Raw genomic sequence first — 26,687 nt, 5'->3', positions numbered from 1 at the left:
ACCACAATAAATAAATCCGTGCATATTGCTGTCAGTATGGGGTTATAATAAACGCCAACGAAGTTAGTCTCAACTAAATACGCCAAATATAACTATTAAATCGAGTGAAATAAGTTACATGAGTGAAACAACCTTAACCCCAGCTACCCTCTATATTGTTGCAACACCTATCGGGAATTTAGGTGATATCAGTCAAAGGGCTATTGATATATTAACGCAAGTTGATGTTATTGCTTGTGAAGATACTCGCCATACAGGCAAGTTATTATCAGCTTTTTCAATTAAAAATAGAACTATGTCATTGCATGATCACAATGAGCGCCAGCGCCAAGATCAAGTCGCTACTATGTTACAAGAAGGCAAAACTATTGCGTTGGTTTCAGACGCAGGCACACCACTGATCAGTGACCCTGGTTTTCATATTGTCCGTCATTGTAGAAGTTTGGGATTAAATGTCTCGCCTATTCCAGGAGCTTGTGCCGCAATTTCAGCCTTATCAGTAGCTGGTTTACCTACCGATAGATTTAGTTTTGAAGGTTTTTTACCTTCAAAGTCAGGTGCTAGACAAGCGACATTAACTGCTTTGATTGATGAGCCTCGTACTATGGTTTTTTATGATGCGCCGCGCCGCGCCATAGATACCGTGCGAGATATTGTCGCAACCTTAGGTGGCGAACGTTATATTGTTATTGCTAGAGAGATCACAAAAACCTTTGAAACAATTCATAGTGATACTGCAGAAAATTTTTTAATTTGGCTTGAGCAAGACGCCAACCAGCTAAAGGGAGAAATGGTATTAATCATCGAAGGATATAAAGCCGTTGAAAATGAAATTTCAGCAGAGGTGATTAACACTTTAAAGTTATTGCTTGGGGAAATGAAACCTAAAAAAGCTTGTGCGATCGCTGCTGAAATCTATGGCGTGAAGAAAAATGCGCTTTATGATATTGCTTTGTCTTTGAAAGGCTAGCAGAGCGGCTACTTTACGCTCTGCTTTTTAAATGGCCAAATTAGACTAGCTACCGCGATTTCCAAACGGCATATTTAAACGACCATCACCATAACTGTCTCAAATATGATTTTTGGATTTCAAGCAATATGATTGAATACTATTCTTTGTTGAATAGTATTTACTTAGAATGACTTGGCTACACACTACTCGCCGCGACTAAAACGCTTTACTCTCTTTGAAAGAAACGAACAAAATTTTAACCATGAAAGATCAACAGCCCTTAAGGTCATTTAAATAATTTTAGGAAATTAAAATAAGTAATTTCATTTTAATTAACCCTTTTTCATTACTCCTGCGTTTATAACAATAACCAAAGGAGAAAAATGATGACCAAGACTATTAAAATTGCATTATGTGCAAGTGTGTTATTACTCGCTGCATGTGCACAAGAAGCTAAAGTTGACAGCAAAAAGCAGCAACAGGGTGATGACATTGCCATAATACAAACCGCTGAAAATGAGGCAGTTGAAAAAATAAACATAGCGATTGAAAAGGAAAAAAGAGCAGAAACAAGTCCACCTGCTGTTTCGTTAGCCCAAAAGCGGCAAGTTGAACATAGCGTGAGAAAAACAGGCCCAGCAATGCAGCAAGGTATTATGGCTGTGGGACGTGATATAAGACCGCCGAGCAATTTTTATTCTCATTACCCGCCAATTGCACCGGTATCAAAAGATAGAGAAGAATATTCGCAAATAATTGAAAATAGTGTCAAATCGGTAAGTGAAAAACCGGTTTCTACCTTTTCAATTGATGTTGATACAGCCTCTTATGCCAATATTCGCCGATTACTAAACCAGGGCAATCTACCCCAACATGATGCGGTTCGTATTGAAGAGTTAGTGAATTATTTTTCTTATAACTACCCCAAACCAGATATTAAAACTAAGCAACCGTTCTCGGTTTATACTGAGGTTGCGCCAAGCCCATTTAATCGCGATAAACATCTAATTCATATAGGTATTCAAGGTAAAACAGTTGATAAAGCCAAGCGACCCGCGGCAAACTTGGTTTTTCTCATTGATGTTTCTGGCTCGATGAATAGGGTTAATAAATTAGGATTATTAAAGAACTCTTTGAAAATGCTTGTTAAACAACTAGATGATCGTGATAGCGTTGCAATTGTTGTTTACGCTGGCAGTGCAGGTACTGTACTTGAGCCGACCGCTGGCGATAATCGTCATGCAATCACCAGTGTACTCGCTAATTTATCTGCGGGTGGTTCAACTAATGGTGGTGCGGGTATTCAAGCTGCTTATAGGTTGGCAGAGCAAGCATTTGTAAAAGATGGTATCAACCGAGTTATTTTGGCAACCGATGGTGACTTTAATGTTGGTACGGTTAATCAACAAGCACTAAAAGAGCTCATTGAACATAAACGGGCGTCTGGAATTTCTTTAAGTGTATTAGGTTTTGGTGCGGGAAATTATAATGATGCTTTAATGCAGGAACTTGCCCAACATGGTAACGGTAATGCCTATTATATTGATACGCTAAATGAAGCACGTAAAGTGCTGGTTGAGGAGTTGACGGCAACGTTAATGACTATTGCTAAAGATGTAAAAATTCAACTAGAGTTTAATCCAAACCTTATTAGTGAATATCGTTTGATTGGCTATGAAACAAGAGCATTAAAGCGTGAAGACTTTAATAATGATAAAGTTGATGCAGGTGATATAGGTGCGGGCCATACGGTAACCGCGCTTTATGAAGTGAGTTTTGTTAATGCCAAAAATAAACTGATTGATGATTTACGTTATCAAGATCAAAATCAGCAGGCAATAACGTCAAACCATGAAAGCAATAAAAGTGATGAACTTGCCTTCTTAAGGTTACGTTATAAATTACCTGAACAAGAAAAAAGTCAATTAATTGAGACACCGATTTTACTTAGTTCAATGAAAGCGAGTTTGTCTGTTAGCAGCAACAATTTTAGGTTTTCAGCGGCAGTCGCTGGTTTTGGACAAATATTACGTGGCGGTAAAAATCTGACTACTATGACTTTAAACGACGTTATTAAGTTGGCTGAAGTAGCCAAAGGTGATGACAAATATGGTTATAGAGCTGAATTTATTAACATGGTGAAACTCAGTGATGCCTTAACGTTTAATGACCTGGCTGTTCAATCAGATATAGTTTTAGCCGCAACTCAATTTGACACTATTTACTAAGCCTACGGCATTAATGCCTAAGGTGCTAAAGCCTAACTTATTAAGGAAAGATGCTGATTTTAGATGAACTGAGCCAAGATGAAACGGATGAATCGCTTATGCTTAGCTATGCCAATGGTAATGCTTCAGCGTTTGATCTGCTTTATCAACGGCATAAATTGGTTGTTTTTCGTTTTTTTGTTCGGCAAAACTTGGCTCATACTGTGGCTGAAGAGCTGGCCCACGATACTTGGCTAAAAATTATTAATGCTCGTCAAAGCTATGTAGTCACGGCAAAATTCACTACTTATTTATTTACGGTTGCGAGACGGTTGGTAATTGATTATCAGCAAAAGAAAAGCCACTTATTTGAAGTGACAACAACAGATGACGAAGCATATTCACAAGATTCAATGCCATCTAACGCAGATGATGAACAGACTGAACCAGATAAGCAAGCGTTAAGCATTGCCTTAAAACAGCAAATATCATTATTACCCTTTGAACAGAGAGAGGTATTTTTGCTCAAACAAGAAGCCGGATTTAGCATTGATGATATTGCTAATATTACTCAGCAGAACAAAGAAAAGGTTAAAAGCCGATGGCGTTATGCTTTAAAAAAAATGCGTAAGGGGTTAAGTTTTTATGTCAACTGAACATGATAAAAACAAAGTCACTATCGATGATGAAAAATTCATTGATGCGCTTTATGCTGAGCTGGAAAGGGAAATAGAAAACGAGCTGAAAAATACACAGCAAAATGAACTAACAACAGAGCCAACTGATAAGTTGTTCACTGAACAACCGAGTGCTTCACTCGATCAACGTATTTTAGCAGCAGCGCATAAAGCGGTTGACTCTAGTCCAAAGGCAATTGATTTCGGTGGAGAAAAATCATCAAAAATCAGAAAGTCACGCACTTGGCACGTTCCGCTTAGTTTAGCAGCGTCAACGGTATTAGTGGTGTCATTGGTTGTTAATCAAGGAGAAGAGTCAGTGCTGCCAAACGGTGATATTATGTTAGAGCCGATAGCGATTCAAGCTGAACAGGCACTAAGCACTAAAAGAGTAGGCATAGCTGAAAGAAATGTTATGGCGCAAGGGCAAAGTCGAGAGTTTGCTAAGCAAAGCAACCATCAAGCGAAGAAAAATGCTAACCCACTGATTCAAGAATCTGTTCAAGTGGCTAAGCGAGTACCCGCCCAAGCACCAGTTTATGTTGCAAGGAAACAGGAGCATGAAGTCGCAGTTGCAATGGTCGATCTGCCAGCTTTTAAAGCTCCAGAAAATAGCGTTTTGGGGGATAAACGGGCTCGAACAATAGCTCGTGAAGAGACTTCAGTTTTGCAAGAAAAGTCATCGGCCAGCAAGCTCGCAGGTTTAAATACTGTGCCTTTTCTGTCATTGCAGCAATATCAATTATATAAAGAGCAAAGCAAGCAATGGCTTTTACGTAACGAGAGTAGACAATATTATTTGATTGATGTTTTCGATAGTGAACAGAAAACTACTCAATATAAGTTATTAAAAAAATATTTTAATATTAAGCCTTTAGCGATAAATTTAGCCGATGGTTTTGTTAGTAGCTTGGCAAATGGCATAGATCATAAACATTCGTTCGAACAGATAGAAGCACTAGATGAAAAATAATTGAGTCAACTTATAGGCGCAACAAAAATATTAGGGTAGAATGCGCCCCGAGTTGACCAGACAATCGCTGGCTAGTTTGCGTAAGTATTTCTAGCGGGAGGAAAGTCCGGGCTCCAATGAGCAGGGTGCCAGGTAATGCCTGGGCGGCGTGAGCCGACGACAAGTGCAGCAGAGAGAAGACCGCCGATGGCCGCTTGCGGAACAGGTAAGGCTGAAAGGGTGCGGTAAGAGCGCACCGGATTGCTGGTAACAGTAATTGCAGGGTAAACTCCACCTGGAGCAAGACCAAATAGGGTTTCATGATTATTTAGGCGTAAGTTTGAATAATATAAGCGTGGCTCGCGTGGAAACCGGGTAGGTTGCTTGAGCTATAGAGCGATTTATAGCCTAGACGAATGATTGTCACTTTTACTTATTTTAGGATAAGCAAGAGATACAAAACCCGGCTTATAGTGTCAACTCACTTATTTAAATAAAAAGCCTCTACAGCAATGTAGGGGCTTTTTTGTCTAAAATTATCCATTCAACTTGTCATCTAACAAGCGAGGCTTATTGATCAACTCTAAAAGTGAGCTATCACTTTAAACCCTACAATTATATTCCCTAAATACTGCGCTCTTAAGCACAGAACTCATACTCAAGTTTCTTTAAAGCCCCCTATTAACTATGAAATTAGGAATACTGCACTGCCGGCATATAGATGCTTCAAGTTTATGGTAGCTATCGAAAAAGCAGCCGGCAGTACTTTATTCAGCGGAAATCGGATCGTAGCGACTCTTGTTCCACGGGAATAGTTTGTCATAGGGTTTACTATTTTGGCCTGAGTGTTTCAATAATCTGTGCATCCACCCAGTAGATATCTGTATTACCGTCAGCTACGTTTCTGTTGAAAAGTATGTATTTTCCGTCAGGGGTGACGCTTGGATAGAAATCCTCTCTAGCGGAATTGACTTTATCACCCATATTGATCGCAGGGCCCCATGATCCATCTTTTTGTCGGTAACTAATATAAATATCATTACCTCCATAGCCGCCTTCCCGTTCACTATCCCAAAGCAGATAGCTTTCGTCTGCCGCGATAAAGGGGTGAGCCGTCCATTGTCCGGTGTTGACTACGGGTCCTATTTCCTTTGGTGTTTGGCGTTTTCCGTCCTTGAGCTTTGAAATGCGGATTACCTTGTTTTTATAATCGTCAAAAACATAGCTACCTTTGGCTGATGCCGTCAGGCGCATAATGCCCCAGTCTTTGCGGTCAAACATCGGTCCAAGGCTTTTGCGTACTGACCAGCCGTCGCCAATGCGGTCTTTATAGCCTTCTGCCATGTGCCATCGCTTGCCGTCAGGCGAGAACGCAGTTTCACCGTTTCGCGGAAATTCTAGATACTTCGTCCAGAGTTTGTTTTCTTGCCGGAAGCCGATAACGGTTCGGCGTGTGTATTTTCCGCCTTTTGTGGTGAAGTAAAATTCTTTCATCCCGGGGGCAAATACGCCCTCACCATCCCAACTTTTTTTGGAAATGATACCCGGTGCAAAAGGCTCTGCCACCATGCCAGGCGGCTTTTGCCCGAGATAAGGGCCTTCAAGGATAGGAGGTTTATCATGTCCATAGCTTTTACCACTCATAGCTAACAGACAAAGCAGCAAAATAATTGAAATAGGTTTCATGGTTGTTCCTTATTTAACAAATGCAGGTAGGATGATTTTTGAAAGCTGGGTCATTATGGTATCTTCACGGTCATGACCAGTAATAACCACAATTAAATCAAGCGCTTCAACCGTTATAATGCGTTGTCCTCCTGCACCCCAAGCAATTTTGGCATCATAACTTTTATCACCGACTGTACTATCAGTTTGATACCAAAAATAGCCATAATTAAAGCTATCGGGTTGCCAATCTTCAGTAGCTTTAGTTATTCCTTTGGTGGCAGCCGCTAAAAATTTTTCAGAAATAAGTTGTTCGCCATTCCATTTGCCGTTGTTAATAACCAAAGTGCCCAACTTGATCATATCGCGCGATGTCATGCTTGAGCCACTGTCCCCTGTTGGCAGGGCACTGAGGTCATTTCGCCAGCTATAAATACTGATCCCTACCTTATTGAGCAGTTCATTTTTAATAAAATCTTTAGCGGATCCTGGTACCACAGCATCAAGTACTTGCATGACTATTATCGGATCGGGGCCTTGGTATTTATAGATCTGAGACTCAGAGGTAATAGGTGCACTAAGCTCAAGATAAGCCTGAATCTGATCTAAGCCTTTAAACTGGCTGCGATTTCCCCTGAATTTTTTGAACTGTTCTTCACTGAATCGAAGCCCTGAGCTCATAGTCAATGCTTTGTGAAGGGTGATTTTTTCTACACCTCCAACAAATTTCGTTGAGTCTAGGTCTTTGAGAAAGTTGACCAGAGGTTTGTCCAGATCAGCCATTGTCAGGTAGCCAAGTTGTATTGCACGGCCAACAAGCAGGCTTGTATAAGCCTTGGTGATTGAAGCTTGCATATGAGGAAGGTTGACGCGACCGCGCAAATAATAGGATTCAAAGACAAGTTTGCCGTGGCGGGCAATAAGCAGGCTATCGTATTTCCCATGTTTCTGGTCGGCAATCTCTTGGCTTAGTTGCATAATCATAGCTTTATTACCGCCATTAGCGACCAAATCACCAACCACTAGACCGTCTTTTCTGTCTGCTGGCGTTGAATCGATAAAGGCTTCTTTTAGATACGGAAGATCCCAGAAGGAAATCGAGGCTTCAGCGGTTGTAACCTCTGGTGCTCGACTATTATTTTTTTCGGTACTATTTATGGCGCTTTCTTCGGCAAAGCTGCTAAAACTAACGAGTAGTGCTACAGCGATCAATTTTTTTAACGTAAAGTTAATGTTCATATTTATGTTCTCTAGAGGGAATGTTTTATTTAAAACCTAGTGGTTTTTATATTGCTAGCTTAATCAGTATTTAAATTTGTTAACCATGTGACACTGCGTACTCCAGTCAAAGGAAACGCTGTTTGATGGCTACCCTCAATGACTACATGTTTTAAAGATAAACTCTTATCGTTTCTAGCTTTGAGCAGGGTAATTAATTTTTCGGTATGCATGCCCAGCTTTTTCTCCAATGTGCCATATGAAATGAAAACATTAGCGTTTAGACCTTTACGCTTTAAAGCCGTATTACCGCTAAGCTTGGATAGATAGGGAATATCTCTTGAAAGCGATGGGCTGCCAAGAATGTAGTTTTTAAAAGTATCGTGTTGTGTCAGTAGAATGTATGCGCCAAACTTTCCACCCATAGAATAGCCAAAGTAAGTGCGTTTATTAGGATCTGCTCGGTAATTGTTTTCTATAGTCTTAATCACATCGTTGCGAATAAAATCTAGATGATTACTGGCTTGCCCAAATTGATACTTCGCTTGACGTTCAGGGTTGCTTGACTTACTTATTGAATAATCCCGAAATCGACTGACATGTGCTCCACTGTCTTTCTGTAAATCTTCTTTGATGTCTTTTTGCCAGGAAATCCCCACTAAAATAGCGTCCTCCATTAGGAATTCAGTGGCAGCAGATAATAATTCGATATGCCACAGTGCGTCAGTAAAATAGATTACCGGATAAATTTTGTCTTTATTCTTTGTATATTCCTCTGGTAGTTTAATATACAACTCATACTGTCTATCAGCCTGAGTATCTTTGATTGAGGCGACTTGTATTTTCGATAAGGTAAAATCGCTTGTTTCGCTAACATCGTTCGCATGTACTGTTAGAAAAGGTAGAAATAATAAAATAGCTAGGGTAAAACACTTCTTCATATTCATCAGTTTATCTGTTCCTATTTCTTTTAAAATAATTGGCATGGTATACATCAAGTAAAGTTCGCTCTTTAAATAACATGGATAAGTGAATTTAAACGGTTAGAAACTAAAATGCTTGAAGTTAGGATGATTTTTACCTGATGTCTTGCTGATAGTATAAAAAGTACAGTTTATCAATTGGTTAAATAATCTGGTTTAGCTAAAGTAGGGGTTGTGTTAAGGTTATTGTTTTCGTTTAGACTCACTTTTGAGTACCCGTTTCATCCACAATAGAGGTTATATGGCAGAGCAATATTGGATTGGTGGTTTTTATATCGATTTATCTAGAAATCAAATCACTCAAAATATGCAGTCTCAAATAATTGCCCCCAAAGCTTTGGCTGTACTAACCTACTTGGCTGAAAATCAGGGTAGGGTGGTTAGCCATGACGAATTGTTAATGAACGTTTGGCAAGGAACTGTGGTTTCAACTAATACATTGCAAAGAAGCATCGCCCAAGTAAGAAAAGCACTGGGTGATGACGGAAAAGTTCAAGTCTATATTAAGACTCATGCTAAACAAGGATATAGTCTGGAGTGTGATGTTCGATGGCATGAAAATGTCGACTCAACAAATGATGAATCGACTAACCTCAATAACGGCGAAAAAAATTCAGTCGACGAGACCCGTATCAGTGAAGAGGTTAGTGATGGCTATATTGAAGGAGATACTGAAGGTAATAGTGAAGGTGACAGTGAGGTCAAGAACGATATTAGTACGACCACTCATACCGCTTATCCCACAAATAGGTCAGCGATTGATGCAGAAGATAAACCAAAATATTCTAAAGCTAGTTTAAGGCAGATTGCTATCACCTTTGGCGCTATCTTTTGCATTATGATTCTGGCTATTTTTGGCTATCAATATCTTGTACCTAAGCAAGCTGCGAAATTCTCCTTTGGACAGTTACGTGCACTGACTTCCACAGACAGCAAAGAATTAGCGAGTATCTATTCGCCTGATGGTCAGTACGTGGTTTTTCATCGTTATTCAGAAGCGTTTTGTATTAATAATGTCTGGGCAAAAAATACTAAAACACAGCAAGAGTTTCAGTTAACAAAGAATTTAGACTCATATGGCAGCCATAGTTTTTCTAACGATGGCAATAAATTGGCATTTATTAAAACTGGCGGTTGTAGAAAACCGGACACTCAGAAAAAATGTTATAAACTGATGAGCTTGGATTTTAACAAGGCACTGGTGTCGCCTCAATCTCCAAAGGTATTGATGGAATGTAAAAATTCACGGATACGAACTCCTCGATGGTTAAATAATGAAAATATTGCTTTATTACAGAAGTTTTCGGATCGTTGGAAGTTAATCAGTTACTCAGTAAGTGAAAATACAAGCCAAGACCTATATACCATAAATGACGGTAATATAATCGACTATGACTACTCGGTTGCAGACGATTTAATCGCACTCACCAGTTTTCATAGTGATGGTCACTATTACATTGAAGTGATCAAAACAGATGGTCAGCTCTTATCTAGTCATCGAATTAGCTATCCGAAAGAAATAGCAAAGTTCAGGCTGATTTATCCCAACTTTTCACCGTTAAAAAATCAATTTATTTTTAGCACAGGTAGACAACTTTTTACCTTATCCCATGAAGGCCAAGTAACCAATATCAGTTTACCTTTGGATGAATCAATGGGAACGCCGATATTTCATCCAGGTGGCAATAAAATGCTGGTAATTAAAGGGCAATACGATAGTGATATTGTATCGATGCCGCTTTCACAGGTAAAGAAGACACAGATAACACTGGCACAAACAGAAAAACCTCAAAACAAACAAAACTTAAATTTCTCCGTTATTGAACGCTCGACTCATAGTGAAGAAAACGCCATATTACAGCCCCATGGCGAGTTGATTGCGTACGAATCAGAACGTTCAGGAGAAGAGCAACTTTGGATAACCGACGGTAAAGGTTCACAACAACTCACCCACTTTTCTATGGATAGTTATTTACTTGGCATGGATTGGGCGGCAGACGGTAAAAGTATTTTAATCAATGCCAATAATGAGTTAATCCAGGTATACCTGGATTCAAAGCAAAAATCGTTTCCCTTAAAATACCCAGTTGTGCAACTTTTCCAATGGAATAGTAAAAACAACAGTGCTTTATTGCTGGTACGTATTAAGGGTATATTAAAATTCGTCGAGCTCAATTTAACTAACTCCGAGATTCGCATTATTAATGACAAAGGCGTTAATTGGGCATTAAAAAGTGAAAGCGGTCAATTAGTCTACAAGGACCATATGGACAGGTTTTGGCAACCAGGACCTGCTGAAGATCAACTTATTGAAGCGTTAGAGGGTCAAGGAAGTGCTAAGCAAGGGTTCTTGATAAAAGACAATGTCATTTATGGCATCAATGATGATTCTCAATTATGGTCGTATGCGCTTAAAGAGGAGCACTTTGAAATTATCGGTGAGTTACCTACCAATATAGATGATTTAACCGACATAAATCAGACACAGGTTTTGATAACAGTCCGAGTTTCTGCCAAAAAAGAAGTGGTAGAACTCACTTTAAGGGAGTAAAGCAAGCAAAGAATTGATTGTCTTTTAGAATAATTTAATTACCTTTTAGTGCGCTATAGGTAAGCTATTCTTCTATCAATGAATAAATTCAGTGTGAATTTAATACTCTATCTCGCTATGGGTGCACAAAGCGAGATAGGTGATATTCATTGGCCTTCTATAAATATGACCAAATGTATAGTCGCACCACCGCTTACGAACAGATAGCTATAATATTTTATTTAACTATAAATTAACTAGCTTGTTCTAGCCATTGCTTAGGTGATAAACCGAGTTTCTTTCTAAATACCCGCGCGAGTGCCGAGCCATTTTCATAACCAACGGCATTGGCAACTAATGCCACAGACTTCTTTTGTTGCAACAAATCCTTGGCGACAACAATTCGCCAATCAATCACATAATCTCCCGGGCTTTGACCGACAATACGTTTAAAAGTCTCGGCAAATTTTGATCTAGACATTAATGCAAGCTCAGCCATTTCCTCTAATCCCCATTGTTGCTGTGGTGTTTGATGAATAGCCAATAAAACTTTAGCTACGTGAGGGTGTGCTAAACCCGCGAGTAACCCATGCTGCATAATATTGTTATTAAGCACATGTCGCAGCACATGGATAAGAAATATATTGGTCAGTGAGTTAATCATCGGTAGTCGTCCACATCGATCATGAAAAGCTTCTTCAAAGAGTGATTGCGCGGTTTGTTTGAGCTTTTGACAATCGCTAAGCTTGAAAGCTAATAATGCCGGCAAAGCATTAGCAATGGGATTTGAGCTACTTTCATTATAAATAATATTGGCGCAAACCAACTCTGGAGGATTCTCTTCACTGCCAATAATACGATGAACATGGGGGGTTGGAAAAAATAGTACTGTGGGTTCATTAACTAGCTGAGATTTCCCTTGCTCATCAATCAGCGTTAACTCACCACTGCACAGTAAGTGCAAATGTCCTTGATTTGGTTCTCGACTAAAAGTACTGATGCCACAGAGGTTACCAGTGAAGAATACTTCGGTATTCATCGAAAAGCGCTGCAAGATGACTGAAAGTTGATCCATTCTTCTCCCCTTTATGCTTGTTTTGGACGATAGGGTTCAAAGTTAGGACTATGTCATCCCTTTTGGTTAATTGAAAGGCCTATATTATCAACCAAGGAAAGCATCCTTATCAATTATTAATAACAGGAACAACAAAATGAAACTTGCAACGCTTATAAAATCAACCTTCACAACTTCTGCACTATTGATGAGCAGCCTAACTTTTGCTGCAAATATCGAAGTAAATGCCAATGGTAATGACTTAGCGATTAAAGGATACGACGCGGTATCTTACTTTACTAAAGGCGCACCGGCTAAAGGAACTGATAATTTTACCGCCGCTTACAACGGTGCCATTTATCAGTTTTCAAGTGCTGACAACCGAGATTTATTTAAATCAGAGCCAAGTAAATATGCACCTCAATACGGTGGGTACTGTGCCTTTGGCGTTACGATGCATAAGAAATTTGATACTGACCCTATGGCTTGGCATATCCGTGGCGACAAATTATACCTGAACCTAAATAAAGACGTACAAAAGAAATGGGTAACTGATATTCCGGGTTACATCGAGACAGCTCAAACTAATTGGACCGATATTAAAGGATTAACAACAGAGCAAATTGAAAAAGTTTACGACTAATACTGAGTTATTTGATAACAAGCATGAGGTTTTAATGATGAAACAACTGACATCAGCTGACTCACTTGACGAGTTACTATCGCAGCACGAATTTTCACTATTATTTTTTAGTGCCTCGTGGTGTGGCCCTTGTCGGTCTCTATCACCGATTGTTGAAGGTGTATCAGGTTTGATGAGTGATCGATTTAACACCATTAAAATTGATGTTGATAACTTGCCCACTTTTGCAGCAGATTATGGCATACGCAGTGTGCCTACGCTGATGTTGGTGAAAAATGATGAAATTATTGAGCAACGTGTTGGCGGATTACCACCACAGCAATTAATGCAATGGTTAGAGCAGCTGACTTAGCTGCTTATTTTAAACGTTTAAGGATTAATGATGAACAATAAATTATTAGTAAGCGCAGCATTAGCTGCAGTAATTTCTACTGGGGTTATTGCCCCAGCCGAAGCTGCGGGTAAGAAAGAAAAATGTTATGGCGTGGCAAAAGCGTCTCAAAACGATTGTGCAAATTTAGCCGGTACTCACTCATGTGCGGGTCAATCAAAGGTTGATAATGACAAAGGTGAGTGGAAGTTAGTAACTAAAGGCACGTGTTCAACGCTGGGTGGATTATCAAAAAAAGCAGCGAAAAAACACTATAAAGCAACAAAGGGTGCTTAGAAAATGACTATGTCGGTAAAAAATAGCGAAATAATGGTAGGTGTTGGCCTAAGACACCCACATTTTTCCGACATATTAACCCAGCCTAAGCAGGTTGATTTTGTTGAAGTGCATTCGGAAAATTATTTCGGTCTAGGAGGTGCAGCGCTTTCGGTGCTTACTCAAGTTAGAGAAAAGTACCCAGTTAGTTTACATTCAACGTCGATGGGGCTTGGCTCTACGCAAAATGTTCCGATGCAATATTTGGCACGCTTAAAAACGCTCACCCAAAAAATAAATCCATTTCTGATGTCTGAACATGCCTGTTTTACTTGGGGGCAACAGCAAGGACAACTTATTCATAGTGGTGATTTATTACCGATTGCTCATACCCTGCAGACGTTAACTAAAATGTCTGCACAAGTGGATAAAGTGCAGAATTTTTTAGGTCGGCAACTGATCATTGAAAATATTTCTGCCTATGTGAAGTTTGATGAAAGTTACTTTAGTGAAGCTGATTTTTTAGCACGGCTTTGTCAAAGAACTGGGGCAAAAGTATTATTAGATATTAATAATATTGCCGTTAACAGTATGAATTTTGAAGGTGGTGATATTCATCAATCAGTGGCTGATTATATTAATGAACTACCCGTGGGGAGTGTCGCGCAAATTCACTTAGCGGGTTGCACTGAACCTTTAACGGGAGAGATGACCATTGATGATCATGCACGCCCTGTTTCTGATGATGTTTGGCTGGGCTATCAACAAGCGTTAATACGTTTTGGCGCTGTGCCAACGTTAATTGAATGGGACAGTGAGCTACCCGAATGGTCAGTATTGGTTGATGAAGCGAAAAAAGCACGTGATATTGCCCATGCTACATTAGCGAGGAAAAGTATATGAATGAGCTAAGTAAGACTGAAACAGGCAAAAATGAGTCAACCATTAATGAATCAGTTAAAAATGAACAACGCTTGTTGTTAGAAGTGATTTGGAATGATGAACCTTTAGCTCTAGCACAATGCGGCTTTAATGCTCAAGGCATTAATATTTATCGACGAAATTTATTGGTTAATGCTCAGCGAGCATTAACTATTAGTTTCCCAACGGTGTTTGCACTGCTTGATAGCGACATTAGCGAGAGTCTTGTTTATCAATTTTTACGCGTGTCTGCACCTAACCGAGGCGATTGGACGCAATGGGGCGAACATTTTTCTCACTTTTTAAGTACCACAGAAGTAGGGGCAGATTATCCGTACCTTGCTGATTGTGCAGCATTAGACTGGTATGTGCATTGTGCATTACATGGTCGAGACCAAACCCTAGCATCATCGACATTACAATTGCTTAGTAAGGGTGAGCCAGAGCAACTTTTCATTGCTTTCAATCAGAATGTAAAAGTATTTAAAACAGCCTATCCCTTAACTGAAATATTTCAGGCTCATCATAACAGTGATGAACTTCAACGAAAAGTCGCGATGGGTGATGCGCAAAAAGTACTGGCAAGTGTGTCTGTCGAACAAGTTGTGATGGTTTATCGTCCTGAATTTCAGCCGCAAGTGACTACATTATCGGCCAGTGAAGGGGCGTTTATGCTTTCTTTATTGTCTGGACAATCACTAGCGCAATCACTTGATGCGGTGAAATATGATAACGAATTTTCATTTGAGCAATGGCTGTTTACCGCTATTGAACGTAACTTAATTAATATTATTAAAGAGAAAAAAATATGAATACTCTAAACAATCTATTTTTATCTATCAGTTATATATACCGTAATATTGCTAGCAAAATCAGCTTGCTAGAGCCAGTCGCGTTATTAGCCGCACGTTGCTATGTTGCTTGGGCATTTTTCTCTTCGGGGTTAACTAAGCTAAGAGATTGGGACAGCACGTTAATGTTATTTGAATATGAATATCAAGTGCCGGTCTTACCGTTTGAATTGGCCGCCTTTTTAGGCACTGCTGCAGAAATTGTTTTGCCGTTGTTATTAATTGCAGGACTAGCGAGTCGTTTTTCTGCTTTGGGATTATTTTTTGTTAATATTGTTGCGGTAATAAGCTTAGAAGAGATTGCCCCAGCAGCTTATGCAGAACATGTATTATGGGGCGTATTATTGGCACAGGTTGTGATTTTTAATGGTGGACGCTTTGCTTTAGATCGCCTAGCGGAACAGCGATTATTTAATATTTACTCAACAAATAAAGCATCAAATACTTGATTGTTAATTTAACCCGCTATAACGATTAGTTCTAAGCAATGCAGGGAAATATTAACTCTTGATCTGGCTTATGTGATTCAATTTACGACTTCCAATAACGACTTGATCTGCTAATGATAGTTCAAGTCGTTTTCTAAATTCCTTTTAAGTTCTGAAAATATGGTGGCGCTAATATGCTTAGTTTTGAACCTGTCGTTGTGAAAGGAAAAGACAATTGGAGTTTCAGCCATTTAGGACAAAAACTATTTAGTAGTGGAGTATTCAGCTTATTATTAGCAGGATATTATTTTGGCTAATCGCTTAGAACAACTATTTTTGAAACAAAGGGAGCTGCCTATCGTAAGGCGAGAGGGGAAATGTTGTTCAACAGTAACGGTCAAGTTTTTGGATTACTCAGCGGTGGCTGTCTCGAAAGTGATCTTATGCGTAAAGCACAGAAGTGTTTGTTTTTTTTGAGGTAATGTCATCGTTATTTACGATATGCAGATATTTCATGTAAAGCTCTTTGTTATTATTAAGTAATGATCATTTGATTGATTTTTTTAGCAAAAGCTACGATTTAAATAGGGCTGTAATGCCTGTTACGGAAAACTCATAATAGATTCCCGTTCTGTAATATTTATTTGTTTAGTTCCCACTTATCATGTATTTTTTCCCAATAAGTAGTAGTGGAGTGATGATATGTTTGATTGGGTCAATAGAATTACTTTTGATGAAAGTAGTCCTTTAGAAGTGCAAGGGTATGAAAATAAGTTTGGTTTTCAAAGACACCAACCAGAAATTATGGAAAGTAGTCACTGGCATGGACATATTGAAATTAATTATTTATTTAATTGTTCAGCAGATTACCTGATAAACGGTAAAAAAATCAGTGTACCAGAAGGACGAATGATTCTGTTCTGGGCGTCTATTCCTCATCAAATGACGGCAACTGAGGGGGAGGGTTATATGGTCAACATCTACATACCGTTACAAGCGTTTTTAAGTTGGAAGTTTCCAAATGCCTTTATTGACCATATATTACATGGCGAAGTACTCGTTGCAGATAGCCTTCATCCAACCGATCAACCTCTTACTTTAATGTGGGAAGAAAACTTAGAAAAAAAACAAAATCCCTTAATGTTACAAGTCATTGATGAAATTAGAAACCGTATACGAAGAATGTCATTAGAACCCTTTAGTACATTTAATTTATCAAGTGCTGACAGAAAATATGAAGCTAAGTCGTTAGTTTCTAGTTTACCCTACATTCATACAATTCTTCGTTATATTGCTGATAATTATGATCAAAAAATCACTGTTGATGATGTGGCTAAACATACAGGTTTACATCCTAATTATGCGATGAAAATTTTTAAGCAAGTGATGAAAATTTCGATAAAACAATATATTAATAAATTAAGACTACAACATGCTCAAGCACTATTAATAGATACTCATAATGCTGTATTAAATATTGCTCTGGAAGCCGGCTTTGGTTCTATAAGCCGTTTTTATGATGTTTTTCAGCGCGAATTTAAAATGACACCATTACAATTTCGTCAAAATGCTTTTAATTCGATAACGAATTCAGAAGTAAAATAGACAGAATGAACTTAACTAACTGTTTTATTCAAATTAATATTTTACCAAAAACATATTTTATCAATAGTGTGTTTTTCAGGAAGTTTTCATTAAATTTCGATAAGTTATTTGCTGGCTTAGCTGTTCCAATATAACTAAATATGCACTTATCACTTAGTGTAAATATATTATTGGAGGCAATTATTTTGCTTAAGTTTGTTTCAAGTTTTATTTTGTTGTCTAGTCTCGTGGGCTGTAGTGGTATTGAACAAGTAGAAGTTGCTAATCACCCAGAAAGTAGCATAAATAGTTTGGCTAATACGTTGACTGATCGCTGGGCACTAACTGAACAAGGTATAGAGTGGCAAGTTACTGATAGCCATGAAGACCATATTGAAATGAGTGGTGAGCAAATATCTGCGATTATCTATTATGGTAGCGATAAACAGGGGGAGTTGTCTTTAAATCGTAAACTTGTTTGGCCAATGTTAAGAACTATACCTAATGATACCCACGCCAGTTTAATTCATGATTTTCCTCTTTCGGTTTCACCTAACATAAAAATCAATGGGCAAGTAACTAATCAAGAACAGTTAAAACATGTGCGTTTTAATGGTGTACTCACATTAACAAGTCTATTAAATAACGATGTCACGCTTACGCGCACTTTATCTCCTAGTACTACAGAAGCGGTAATGGTTGAGCAACTACACTTTGCAAATACAAGTAAGACCAAAGTAGAGATTTCCATTGATGCATTAAATTATCAAGTGAAAACAGCTGCTAAGAAAGGAACTTATGGTGTTTATAGCATCGTTGCCCAAAGTGATAAATATGCAGGAATAAGTTTAAAAGCAGGTGAGTCGATAGATGTTTTTGTTAAATATATTGCGACTAAACAAGGTCAAATTGCAGATTTTAATGGTGCAGATGAAATTCAAAAGCGTCTTGTTTATGTTAAAAGTCTTAAAAATAATCTGCAATTAGTAACACCTGACCCTATTTTAAATAAAATGTTCGATTTTGCTAAGTTACGCTCTGCAGAAAGTATCTTTCGTACCAAAGGTGGCTTAATGCATGCACCGGGTGGTGGTCGGTACTACGCTGCTATTTGGGCTAATGATCAGGCGGAATACATCAATCCATTTTTTCCATTTTTAGGGAACAAAACGGGTAATGAATCAGCAATAAACAGCTTCCGCCATTTTGCTCGCTTTATGAATAATGAAGGTAAACATATTCCATCTTCAATTATTGCTGAAGGTGATGATATTTGGGATGGCGCGGGTGACCGTGGTGATTGCGCCATGATAGCTTATGGTGCTAGTCGTTACGCCTTGGCAATAGCTGATAAAAATCAAGCAACTGAGTTATTAGCGCTTATCGATTGGTGCATTGACTTTAGTTATAGCAAAATGAATAAAGAGGGCGTTATTGGTTCCGATAGCGATGAACTTGAAGGTCGTTTTCCAGCAGGTGATTTTAATCTAAGTACCAATATGCTGACTTACGGTGCTTTGATTTCTGCGAATCATTTAAATAATGAATTAGGCCGTGAAGATATTGCTAAAGACTATCAAAATAGAGCCATAGCATTACGTACGGCAATTGAAAACTATTTTGGTGCTAATGTTCAAGGATTTGATACTTATCAGTATTATCAAGGTAACGATAAGCTTCGAGCTTGGATCGCTTTACCTCTCACTTTTGGTATTTTTGACCGTAAAGAGGCAACTCTAAACGCTTTATTATCTGAGCACCTTTGGAGCGCTGATGGCATCTATAGTGAAGCCGGCAATAAAACCTTTTGGGATCGAGCAACTTTATATGCCTTTAGAGGTATATTCACGGCGCAAGAAACAGATACTGCGATGCGTTATTTTAAATATTACTCACGTAAAAGACTATTAGGTGAGCATGTTCCCTATGCTGTAGAAGCATGGCCAGAAGGCAATCAACGTCATTTATCAGCAGAAAGTGCTTTATATGCTCGTACGGTAATAGAAGGCTTATTTGGAATTGAACCAACTGGTTTTAATCGTTTTAATGTGGCGCCATATTTACCAAGTGAATGGAATCATATGTGCTTAAATCACGTCCGTGCATTGGCTAATGATTTTAATGTTTGTGTTACTCGTAAAAGCGCTAACTTTGAAATAACAGTTAATCATGGTGATGGTAAAACTCAACAGATTAATTGGGATGGGCAGGCTCCTGTAAGTGTTAGTTTTTAGCCCAATCCCGGACAGCGTTTGTTGGGCATTTTATGGCGTTATCGCCTGTTTATGTAGAATAACCCTATTTTAAAGGCTCTGCCTTGTATAAATAGCCAATGATTTGCTGCAAAAATAATCTCAAGTGATCAACCGCGCCTAAATAAACAGAGAAGTTTACTCTTGGGGTTTATCTTCTCTAATTCTCAGTCTCCTATCTTTATATTAAGAGTATTAAGTCATGAACCTTGGTTTCAAGAATATAGCGTGCCTTGCACTATTATTGTGTAATTTTTTTATCGTTAAAAGTTACGCTCAAACATTTATTATCACTTCCCCTGATGGAAAGTTGGAGCTATCTGTCAGCTTAAATAATAGCTTAAATTATTCATTAAATGTTTCAGGGCAAGCTGTGCTTGTAGATTCTAAAGCTGAGTTAACTATTGAAGGAGTCGATAGTTCTAAAAAAATCATTAGCGTCAAGCGTAACAGTGTTCATCGTATTTTAAACCCTCATGTGCAGCAAAAATCAAAAGACGTTGTTGAGCACTATAATGAAATTTCATTACAATTTGATAATAAACAAAGTGTAACTTTTCGTATTTTTGACCAAGGCATGGCATATCGGTTTAGTACGCAAAAAATAGGTACTTTAGTTGTGAATTCAGAGTTGGCACTCTTTAATTTTGATAATGATCATCAAGTATTGTTTCCAGAAGAAAAGAGTTTTATTTCTCACAACGAACGATTGTATTTACCTAAGCTTTTATCTGAAATATCTTCTAAACAATTTGCAAGCTTACCGTTATTAATTGATGTAATGCATTCAAATAAAACCAATACAAAAGTGGTAATAACTGAAACTGGTTTACGTGATTACCCTGGTATGTGGCTAAAGGGCAGCGATAAAACAGCCTTATCAGCTTTATTTCCAAAACAAGTTTTAAAAAGTGAACTTAAAGAAAAATCTGATCGTAATGAAAATATAATAAAACGTGCAAGTTATTTAGCAAAAGTTGAAATAACGGCTAATCAAGCTGAAAGAAACTTTCCATGGCGTGTCATTGCTATCGGTAAAACAGATGCGGAACTGTTAACCAATGAATTATCATATTTATTAGCTGACGAATTAAAAATAGCAAATCCTTCTTGGATAAAACCAGGAAAAGTGGCTTGGGATTGGTGGAATGCTAATAATATTTATGGTGTTGACTTTACTTCAGGCATTAATACTCAAACCTATAAGTATTATATTGATTTTGCTGCACAATATGGTCTTGAATACATTGTGATGGACGAAGGCTGGTACCATTTAGGTAATGTCTTAGATGTGGTTCCAGATATTAATGTAAAAGAAATTATCGATTATGGTAAGTCTAAAAATGTTGACGTTATTCTCTGGGTTATTTGGGAAACACTTGATCAACAACTAGAACGAGCACTAGATACCTATGAAAAATGGGGGGCTGCCGGCATTAAAGTTGATTTTATGCAACGGGATGATCAGGCAATGGTTAATTATTACTGGAAGGTAGCAGAGCAAGCCGCTAAAAGACATTTGTTGGTTGATTTTCATGGCTCTTATAAGCCTGCAGGCCTACGTCGTGCTTATCCTAATGTGATCACCAGAGAAGGGCTTAGAGGTTTAGAACATAATAAATGGGCGGACTACATTACTGCTGAACATAACCTAACATTACCCTTTATTCGAATGTTAGCAGGGCCTATGGATTATACGCCAGGGGCTATGATTAATGCACATTCAAAAAACTTTAATATCGTTTTTGACCGGCCCATGAGCAAAACTACTAGAGCTCATCAAGTGGCTATGTATGTTGTTTTTGAAAGCCCGTTACAAATGCTTGCTGATAGCCCTTCAAATTATTTAAAAGAATATCAGTCTACTCAATTCATTAGTGTTATACCGACCGTTTGGGACGAAACACGTATATTATCGGCTAAGATCAGTGACCATATCATCACTGCTAGACGTTCAGGTGATGAATGGTTTGTTGGTATTATGGGAAATAGTAAGGCTCATGACTTTACCGTTGATTTATCTTTTTTATCTTCGGGTGATTATCAAATGGAAAGCTTTGCCGATGGCATAAATTCTGAAAAATATGCGAGTGATTATCAAATTAATAAACAGTCAGTAACTCGCCTTAATAAAGTTAAAGTTAGACTTGCGCCAAGTGGTGGTTGGGTCGCTAGGCTAATTAAAGTAAAAGTAAAAGTAAAATAACTAGGATCTGTTGATATTTAGAGATTTTTTTTGCAGCAAGTTGTAGGTTGTTTTTGGCTGTTCTTATAAAAAGAAAATAGAGAAGTAAGTTATGGAAAATAAACGTCATCTAAATACCTTAATGGTACATGATAAAGATCAATATCAAGACCAATTTGGTGCCGTTGTACCGCCTACTTATCAAAATTCATTGTTTACATTTTCTAGCTGGGAAGCAATAGAGCAAGCATTTGAAGATAAAATTAACAACTCAATATACACCCGAGGTAAAAACCCTACTGTTGCCTTAGTTGAGCAAAAAATAGCAACCTTAGCCGGTGGAGATAAAAGTAAATTGTTTGCTTCTGGTATGGCCGCTGTTTCTGCGGGTATGTTACATTTTTTATCTGCAGGTGATCATATTATCACTTTAAAAAATATTTATGGGCCGTCGATTAGCCTTATTAATGATTTTTTGATCCCCAAGATGAATGTTGAAGTTAGTTATGTTTCAGGTAATGATATTGATGAAATAATTGCAGCGATAAAACCTAATACCCGATTGATTTATTTAGAAAGTCCATCATCAGTAATATTCAGTTTACAAAATTTGGCACTAATAACTGCTGTTGCTAAAAAATATGATATAGCTACCGCAATTGATAATACCTGGGCTACTCCATTATTTCAGAAACCATTAGCGTTAGGCATAGACCTTGAAATCCATTCTTGTTCTAAGTATTTAGGCGGACATAGCGATATTGTTTCAGGGGTATTGATTGGTTGTAAAGAATTGATAGATGCGATACATATTAGAGAATACGAGCTACTTGGCGCCAAAATGGCACCCGCTGAAGCATCCCTATTATTACGCAGTTTACGTACCTTAGATTTACGAATGGATCGACATCAACAGAGCGCTTTAAAAATAGCAGAATTTTTAAATGCTCATCCACAGATAGCACTTGTTAATTACCCCGGTCTCGCAAACTTCCCTCAAGCAGAGCTGGCTCAACAGCAGATGTCAGGCTTTAGTGGCTTAATGAGCTTTAGGTTAAAAACAAACGATCTTGTGAAAATAAAAAGTTTTTTTAATCATCTTGAATTATTTCAAATTGGTGTTAGTTGGGGAGGACATGAAAGTTTGATTTATGCACCAGCTATCAGCTATTTGAAAGAGCAAAGTCCCGAGCAATTTAAAAGAATGGCGATTTCATTAGGGGATATGCGTATTTCTGTTGGTTTAGAAAATGTTGAAGACTTATTGTTAGATCTTTCTCAAGCGTTGAAGCTAATAGAGTAAATGATTTAATGTGATTTATTTGTATCTACTTCCTCATTATTGAAAACTTCCACAGTCACTTTAAATTATTATACCTTTTGCATTAATTCATCTTCAGCTCTTGAATAAACCTCGAGGTGCTTGTTAGCAATAATTTTATTTATGTTAGGCTTCAAACTTAATGTTTACTTTCAATTTTCAATAGTTAATAAAAAACGAGTAGGGTTACTACTCGTTTTTTATTAAACGGCTAAGCCAATAGATTAATCTATATATCTTAAATACAATGTCGGTGCACTAAAGTTAGGGTTAGCTTTAATGTGGATATAGCTCCAACCTTGCTGAATACTTTCTACCACAATAGTCTCATTATTCCCCTCACTTGCAGACTTTTTATCATAGGTACTTTCTGTAGGGCGAAAATCGAGGCGATAGAGCATATCAGCATTACCGTCACCATAACGTAGGTTAATCTCTAAGTTCTTTCCTGCATTTTCACTCTTAACCATATAAGATAGTTGGACTTGCCCTTGGTCGCTGGTATTAGCCAAACAATAAGCGGTATCTGCATATACTCTTGATCCTGATATAACTGAACCACCATTTTCACAGGCGTTTATTATTTCACTAACCGGCTCACTAGTAATAATTACTTGTGCCGTGTCGGTATGGGAAATACCCTGGTTATCAGTCACGGTTAAGCTTGCAGAATACACACCTGAGTTGGCATATTGGTGTGTAGGGTTTTCTAGCTTGCTCACTTCATCATCACCAAAGTCCCAATCATAAGCAACAATATTGCCATCAATATCAAACGAGCCAGCACTTGAGAAAGTAACGGCTTGTGAAATACTGCTATTGTATGGACCATTGATATCAGCTTGTGGTTGTTGGTTGTTATCAAAAGATATTTTTAAACTAGTACCTGCAAAAGTATCATTAGCGCGAACATGAATATAATGCCAGCCACCTTGTACATTAGACAGTTGAATATGCTCTTTATTGTCGTCGTTATTTGCTACGTTATCGTACTGCAACGTGGTTGGACGTGATTTATATTGATGATAAATGTTGGCATTACCTTCACCATGCTCAGTATATACATTTAGCGTTTTATCCACATCTTCACTTTCTACATAATATGAAAACTGTAATTGACCACCGTCAATAATTTCAGCTAAACAATATGTTGTATCTAAGAGTAATTTACCTTGCGACTTAATCTCAGCATTTTGTAAACACGCGTCTGTTATCGTTTGATTGACATCAGTTTCAGTTACATTTAGTTCTATTGTCGCAGTATCTGTTAAACCTAAATCATCTTCTACAGTTAATGAAACAACATATGTTCCTATAGTATCAAATATATAGTTTGGGTTGATTTCACTACTTATATCTCCATTAGCAAAATCCCAGTTATAGCTAACAATCTCACCATCCGGATCTGTAGAGTTAGCGCCCTGAAAACTTACCAGATTACCTACTGTACTTGGATCTACTGGTGATATTAAGGCAATTGGAGGTTGATTATTTAAGCCAAAAGTTACAGTTAATTTAACATCGTCAAAACCTTTATAGCCACGAACCATTACATGGTACGCGCCCTCGACAACCGCTGGAACCTCACAAAATTCATTATTACCAGGCTTGTATGGACGACAATCAAAATCATTCATAGATGCAGGTAAACCTTGATTTAAGTATAAATCCGCATCACCGCTGCCGTCAGATAAGCTAAAGGTAAGATCTGTGGCATTAACAGGTATATTAATATTGAAGTGTTGCTCTGATGAAGCTACGCCACTAAGCAAACGATACTCGCCATTTACTAAGGTATTATCAATTACGCCAGCAGTAATGCTCGCCGTTGTGGTAACTATATCAACAGCGCCTTTGTTGTCTCTTACTTGCAATGTGACTGTGTAGTCATTGGCACTAAGGTAGCGATGACTAGGGTTTTCTTCATTGCTAGTAGTATCATCACCAAAGTTCCATAAAAAATTACTGATCAAGCCATCAGAATCTTTAGAACCTGCACTTGAAAAAGATATTTCATCGGCAGTGGTAGCAACATATGGACCATTTATAATAGCTTCTGGCTTGATATTTATCGGAGGATTTTTATCAGTATGTTCAATGGTAAAATAATCTTTAACTACACCTTGTGGATTTAACACATTCATTTTTAATGTTTTATTGTTAATCTCTAACAACATTGAGCCACGTCCACCATAAATATAATCACTTGGATGACGCTTACCTGAAGCTTTATCTTCATCAGTTACCACTTCAGCATGACCATTACCGTCACCAGAGCTAGCACCATGAGTAATATATATGGTGCCATCATTCGCTTTGCCGGCGGTTTTAACATAAGCACCATCACCATCAATACGTCCGTTGCCGCCATTTAGTATATGTTTACTGCTATCAAAAGTTGATGAGTTACCATAATGGCCATTAATTAAAGCGGTTCGTGTATAAAAATGGTTATGACCCATCATGACAAGATCAACACCATGCTTTTCTAATATAGGGTTAAATACCTCGCGCATTTTTACCATGTTATATTCAGTGTCTGAATCATGGCCACTTTTGCCGTAAACCGGGTGGTGGAATATGACAACAAGCCATTCAGCATTGCTGCTAGCGAGATCATCTTCAAGCCACTGGGCCATTGGTGCGCCGCTGTAGGTAATAGAGCCATCAGCATTAGTTGTTACATCTACATCATAGTGCTCTTCATCACTAGAGTTTAAAGAGATAACATGAATATTACCGTAATCAAAAGAAAAGTAGCCCTCCGTATTCGACGGCACACCACCTGCTTCACCTTTGGTTGGCATAGTAAATAAGTCGTAATAACCACCGGTACCCGTTTCTACTTTGGCTGTGCGGTTATCATGGTTGCCCATTGCCGGCCATAAGGTAGATTGTTTCAACATTTTAGGATATTGATTGAACACTGCATTTTGATATTCTTCAATGGTGCCATCTGGGTAGGCATTATCACCAAGCATCATCCAAAAATTTGTATGTTTGCCATTAGCGAAGTTGTAATACCCATCACGTACTATTTTTTGATCTAAGGTTGTTGGGTTATCACCGGCACGTCCTGGATCGCCTAATATCCAAATTCTTGTTGGTACAGCTTCACCTGTCGTTGGTGATGTTTCAAAAAAGGTTTCGGCATTATTACCATCAAGTTGCTCTGCAGAAGAGCCAATAGAGTAATAATATCGGGTTAACGCCGATAAGCCTTCGATGTTCACTTCATGATCAGTGGTTAATTCATCCTCTAAGACTTTATTACTTAATGCATCAACAGCATTACCGAAACTTACTTGGCTGTTGGTTGCAACATCGGTTTTCCACCTTATGGTCATACTTTTGTCAGTGGCCATCTGCACATAGGGGCCTCGGACAATTTCTGCAGCCCATGCATTTGTAGTACTGGCTAAAGTTAGCAGTAAAGTGGTTGTAATAATGTTTTTTGCAAATCCGTTATGGCAAAATTTATTGCTTTTAGTTTTAGTTATCATAGGTATTGCCTTTTTATTTTAATTAAAAAGTGGTTTTTTTGAATTAGTTAACTAAGGGGGAGAGCGTTTAAGCCCCATTAAAAAGGCTACACACAGACGAATAGGTGAAAGTGCA

21 protein-coding genes and 1 other RNA gene are annotated in these 26,687 nt (G+C 38.1%); 17 read left to right on the top strand and 5 right to left on the bottom strand.

All coding sequences use genetic code 11. The features are described from left to right. The first annotated feature begins 118 nt into the window (after positions 1 to 118). The 5 genes from rsmI to rnpB all read left to right on the top strand — a co-directional run bounded on the left by rsmI (position 119) and on the right by rnpB (position 5,276). Positions 119 to 970, top strand: coding sequence for a 16S rRNA (cytidine(1402)-2'-O)-methyltransferase (gene rsmI, locus GAB14E_RS07925; protein WP_033083086.1), 852 nt, complete (start codon positions 119 to 121; stop codon positions 968 to 970). A 365-nt stretch (positions 971 to 1,335) separates the two neighbouring features. Further along, complete coding sequence (locus GAB14E_RS0123210; protein WP_081967847.1) at positions 1,336 to 3,180, top strand: vWA domain-containing protein; 1,845 nt, start codon at positions 1,336 to 1,338, stop codon at positions 3,178 to 3,180. A gap of 50 nt (positions 3,181 to 3,230) precedes the next feature. Then, complete coding sequence (locus GAB14E_RS07930; RefSeq protein WP_033083085.1) at positions 3,231 to 3,815, top strand: sigma-70 family RNA polymerase sigma factor; 585 nt, start codon at positions 3,231 to 3,233, stop codon at positions 3,813 to 3,815. Further along, positions 3,805 to 4,809 (top strand): hypothetical protein, encoded by a 1,005-nt coding sequence (locus GAB14E_RS07935; protein ID WP_033083084.1) that lies wholly within the window; start codon positions 3,805 to 3,807, stop codon positions 4,807 to 4,809. Before GAB14E_RS07930 ends, GAB14E_RS07935 begins: the two co-directional genes overlap by 11 nt. Before the next feature lie 48 nt (positions 4,810 to 4,857). Next, an RNA gene (gene rnpB / locus GAB14E_RS24245) (RNase P RNA component class A) lies at positions 4,858 to 5,276 on the top strand. A 343-nt stretch (positions 5,277 to 5,619) separates the two neighbouring features. Here the strand turns inward: rnpB and GAB14E_RS07940 are convergent. The 3 genes from GAB14E_RS07940 to GAB14E_RS07950 are packed head-to-tail and all read right to left on the bottom strand — an operon-like array spanning position 5,620 to position 8,618. Further along, the gene (locus GAB14E_RS07940) at positions 5,620 to 6,474 is read right to left on the bottom strand and encodes a TolB family protein (protein WP_033083083.1); all 855 of its coding nucleotides are present in this window, start codon (positions 6,472 to 6,474) and stop codon (positions 5,620 to 5,622) included. 9 nt (positions 6,475 to 6,483) lie between these two features. Beyond that, entirely contained in the window at positions 6,484 to 7,692 is a 1,209-nt protein-coding gene (locus GAB14E_RS07945) for a serine hydrolase domain-containing protein (RefSeq protein ID WP_033083082.1), read from the bottom strand. A 59-nt stretch (positions 7,693 to 7,751) separates the two neighbouring features. Further along, positions 7,752 to 8,618 (bottom strand): alpha/beta hydrolase, encoded by an 867-nt coding sequence (locus GAB14E_RS07950; protein ID WP_197061224.1) that lies wholly within the window; start codon positions 8,616 to 8,618, stop codon positions 7,752 to 7,754. Positions 8,619 to 8,895: 277 nt separating this feature from the next. On the opposite strand from GAB14E_RS07950, the gene GAB14E_RS07955 reads away from it, so the two are divergent. Continuing rightward, entirely contained in the window at positions 8,896 to 11,205 is a 2,310-nt protein-coding gene (locus GAB14E_RS07955) for a winged helix-turn-helix domain-containing protein (RefSeq protein WP_033083081.1), read from the top strand. A 232-nt stretch (positions 11,206 to 11,437) separates the two neighbouring features. Here GAB14E_RS07955 and GAB14E_RS07960 read toward each other — a convergent pair whose 3' ends face one another. Continuing rightward, the gene (locus GAB14E_RS07960) at positions 11,438 to 12,259 is read right to left on the bottom strand and encodes an AraC family transcriptional regulator (protein ID WP_033083080.1); all 822 of its coding nucleotides are present in this window, start codon (positions 12,257 to 12,259) and stop codon (positions 11,438 to 11,440) included. A gap of 136 nt (positions 12,260 to 12,395) precedes the next feature. On the opposite strand from GAB14E_RS07960, the gene GAB14E_RS07965 reads away from it, so the two are divergent. The 11 genes from GAB14E_RS07965 (at position 12,396) to GAB14E_RS08010 (ending at position 23,051) form a co-directional block, all read left to right on the top strand. Further along, positions 12,396 to 12,881, top strand: a complete 486-nt coding sequence (locus GAB14E_RS07965) for a YHS domain-containing (seleno)protein (protein ID WP_033083079.1) — start codon at positions 12,396 to 12,398, stop codon at positions 12,879 to 12,881. Between the two features lie 34 nt (positions 12,882 to 12,915). Next, positions 12,916 to 13,233 (top strand): thioredoxin family protein, encoded by a 318-nt coding sequence (locus GAB14E_RS07970; RefSeq protein WP_033083165.1) that lies wholly within the window; start codon positions 12,916 to 12,918, stop codon positions 13,231 to 13,233. A gap of 30 nt (positions 13,234 to 13,263) precedes the next feature. Continuing rightward, complete coding sequence (locus GAB14E_RS07975; RefSeq protein ID WP_033083078.1) at positions 13,264 to 13,548, top strand: BufA1 family periplasmic bufferin-type metallophore; 285 nt, start codon at positions 13,264 to 13,266, stop codon at positions 13,546 to 13,548. Between the two features lie 3 nt (positions 13,549 to 13,551). Next, positions 13,552 to 14,430: an MbnB/TglH/ChrH family RiPP precursor modification enzyme gene (locus GAB14E_RS07980; protein ID WP_231562071.1), complete on the top strand. Its 879-nt coding sequence runs from the start codon at positions 13,552 to 13,554 to the stop codon at positions 14,428 to 14,430. Then, positions 14,427 to 15,260, top strand: coding sequence for an HvfC/BufC family peptide modification chaperone (locus GAB14E_RS07985; RefSeq protein ID WP_052093808.1), 834 nt, complete (start codon positions 14,427 to 14,429; stop codon positions 15,258 to 15,260). The genes GAB14E_RS07980 and GAB14E_RS07985 overlap by 4 nt, the downstream gene beginning before the upstream one ends. Next, a complete protein-coding gene (locus GAB14E_RS07990) occupies positions 15,257 to 15,748 on the top strand; it encodes a DoxX family protein (protein WP_033083077.1) in 492 nt (163 codons plus the stop codon). Before GAB14E_RS07985 ends, GAB14E_RS07990 begins: the two co-directional genes overlap by 4 nt. A gap of 311 nt (positions 15,749 to 16,059) precedes the next feature. Next, complete coding sequence (locus tag GAB14E_RS24575; protein ID WP_081967846.1) at positions 16,060 to 16,209, top strand: XdhC family protein; 150 nt, start codon at positions 16,060 to 16,062, stop codon at positions 16,207 to 16,209. A gap of 220 nt (positions 16,210 to 16,429) precedes the next feature. Further along, on the top strand, positions 16,430 to 17,332 hold the full coding sequence (gene melR / locus GAB14E_RS07995; protein ID WP_052093806.1) for a transcriptional regulator MelR: 903 nt from the start codon (positions 16,430 to 16,432) through the stop codon (positions 17,330 to 17,332). Between the two features lie 185 nt (positions 17,333 to 17,517). After that, a complete protein-coding gene (locus tag GAB14E_RS08000; protein WP_231562069.1) occupies positions 17,518 to 19,545 on the top strand; it encodes a hypothetical protein in 2,028 nt (675 codons plus the stop codon). A 220-nt stretch (positions 19,546 to 19,765) separates the two neighbouring features. Beyond that, positions 19,766 to 21,769, top strand: a complete 2,004-nt coding sequence (locus GAB14E_RS08005; protein ID WP_033083076.1) for a glycoside hydrolase family 97 protein — start codon at positions 19,766 to 19,768, stop codon at positions 21,767 to 21,769. A 91-nt stretch (positions 21,770 to 21,860) separates the two neighbouring features. After that, positions 21,861 to 23,051 (top strand): trans-sulfuration enzyme family protein, encoded by a 1,191-nt coding sequence (locus GAB14E_RS08010; protein ID WP_033083075.1) that lies wholly within the window; start codon positions 21,861 to 21,863, stop codon positions 23,049 to 23,051. A 242-nt stretch (positions 23,052 to 23,293) separates the two neighbouring features. On the opposite strand, the gene GAB14E_RS24240 is transcribed toward GAB14E_RS08010, so the two are convergent. Then, complete coding sequence (locus tag GAB14E_RS24240) at positions 23,294 to 26,572, bottom strand: PKD domain-containing protein (protein ID WP_052093804.1); 3,279 nt, start codon at positions 26,570 to 26,572, stop codon at positions 23,294 to 23,296. Positions 26,573 to 26,687: the final 115 nt, after the last annotated feature.

The sequence above is a fragment of the Colwellia psychrerythraea genome (assembly GCF_000764185.1).
In the GTDB taxonomy this organism is placed as follows: Bacteria; Pseudomonadota; Gammaproteobacteria; order Enterobacterales; family Alteromonadaceae; genus Colwellia; species Colwellia psychrerythraea_B.
The sequence above is the reverse complement of the archived record's forward strand: the minus strand, read 5'-3'. Positions and strand labels throughout refer to the sequence as shown.

What these genes read in the sequence shown, in the direction of transcription:
- GAB14E_RS08005 (WP_033083076.1), top strand. Translation starts at nt 19,766, where the DNA reads ATGAACCTTGGTTTCAAGAATATAGCGTGCCTTGCACTATTATTGTGT.
- GAB14E_RS07930 (WP_033083085.1), top strand. Translation starts at nt 3,231, where the DNA reads ATGCTGATTTTAGATGAACTGAGCCAAGATGAAACGGATGAATCGCTT.
- GAB14E_RS07950 (WP_197061224.1), bottom strand. Translation starts at nt 8,618, where the DNA reads ATGAATATGAAGAAGTGTTTTACCCTAGCTATTTTATTATTTCTACCT.
- GAB14E_RS24240 (WP_052093804.1), bottom strand. Translation starts at nt 26,572, where the DNA reads ATGATAACTAAAACTAAAAGCAATAAATTTTGCCATAACGGATTTGCA.
- GAB14E_RS07965 (WP_033083079.1), top strand. Translation starts at nt 12,396, where the DNA reads ATGAAACTTGCAACGCTTATAAAATCAACCTTCACAACTTCTGCACTA.
- GAB14E_RS0123210 (WP_081967847.1), top strand. Translation starts at nt 1,336, where the DNA reads ATGATGACCAAGACTATTAAAATTGCATTATGTGCAAGTGTGTTATTA.
- GAB14E_RS07955 (WP_033083081.1), top strand. Translation starts at nt 8,896, where the DNA reads ATGGCAGAGCAATATTGGATTGGTGGTTTTTATATCGATTTATCTAGA.
- GAB14E_RS07945 (WP_033083082.1), bottom strand. Translation starts at nt 7,692, where the DNA reads ATGAACATTAACTTTACGTTAAAAAAATTGATCGCTGTAGCACTACTC.
- GAB14E_RS08010 (WP_033083075.1), top strand. Translation starts at nt 21,861, where the DNA reads ATGGAAAATAAACGTCATCTAAATACCTTAATGGTACATGATAAAGAT.
- melR (WP_052093806.1), top strand. Translation starts at nt 16,430, where the DNA reads ATGTTTGATTGGGTCAATAGAATTACTTTTGATGAAAGTAGTCCTTTA.
- GAB14E_RS07960 (WP_033083080.1), bottom strand. Translation starts at nt 12,259, where the DNA reads ATGGATCAACTTTCAGTCATCTTGCAGCGCTTTTCGATGAATACCGAA.
- rsmI (WP_033083086.1), top strand. Translation starts at nt 119, where the DNA reads ATGAGTGAAACAACCTTAACCCCAGCTACCCTCTATATTGTTGCAACA.
- GAB14E_RS07935 (WP_033083084.1), top strand. Translation starts at nt 3,805, where the DNA reads ATGTCAACTGAACATGATAAAAACAAAGTCACTATCGATGATGAAAAA.
- GAB14E_RS07940 (WP_033083083.1), bottom strand. Translation starts at nt 6,474, where the DNA reads ATGAAACCTATTTCAATTATTTTGCTGCTTTGTCTGTTAGCTATGAGT.
- GAB14E_RS07985 (WP_052093808.1), top strand. Translation starts at nt 14,427, where the DNA reads ATGAATGAGCTAAGTAAGACTGAAACAGGCAAAAATGAGTCAACCATT.
- GAB14E_RS07990 (WP_033083077.1), top strand. Translation starts at nt 15,257, where the DNA reads ATGAATACTCTAAACAATCTATTTTTATCTATCAGTTATATATACCGT.
- GAB14E_RS07980 (WP_231562071.1), top strand. Translation starts at nt 13,552, where the DNA reads ATGACTATGTCGGTAAAAAATAGCGAAATAATGGTAGGTGTTGGCCTA.
- GAB14E_RS07975 (WP_033083078.1), top strand. Translation starts at nt 13,264, where the DNA reads ATGAACAATAAATTATTAGTAAGCGCAGCATTAGCTGCAGTAATTTCT.
- GAB14E_RS07970 (WP_033083165.1), top strand. Translation starts at nt 12,916, where the DNA reads ATGATGAAACAACTGACATCAGCTGACTCACTTGACGAGTTACTATCG.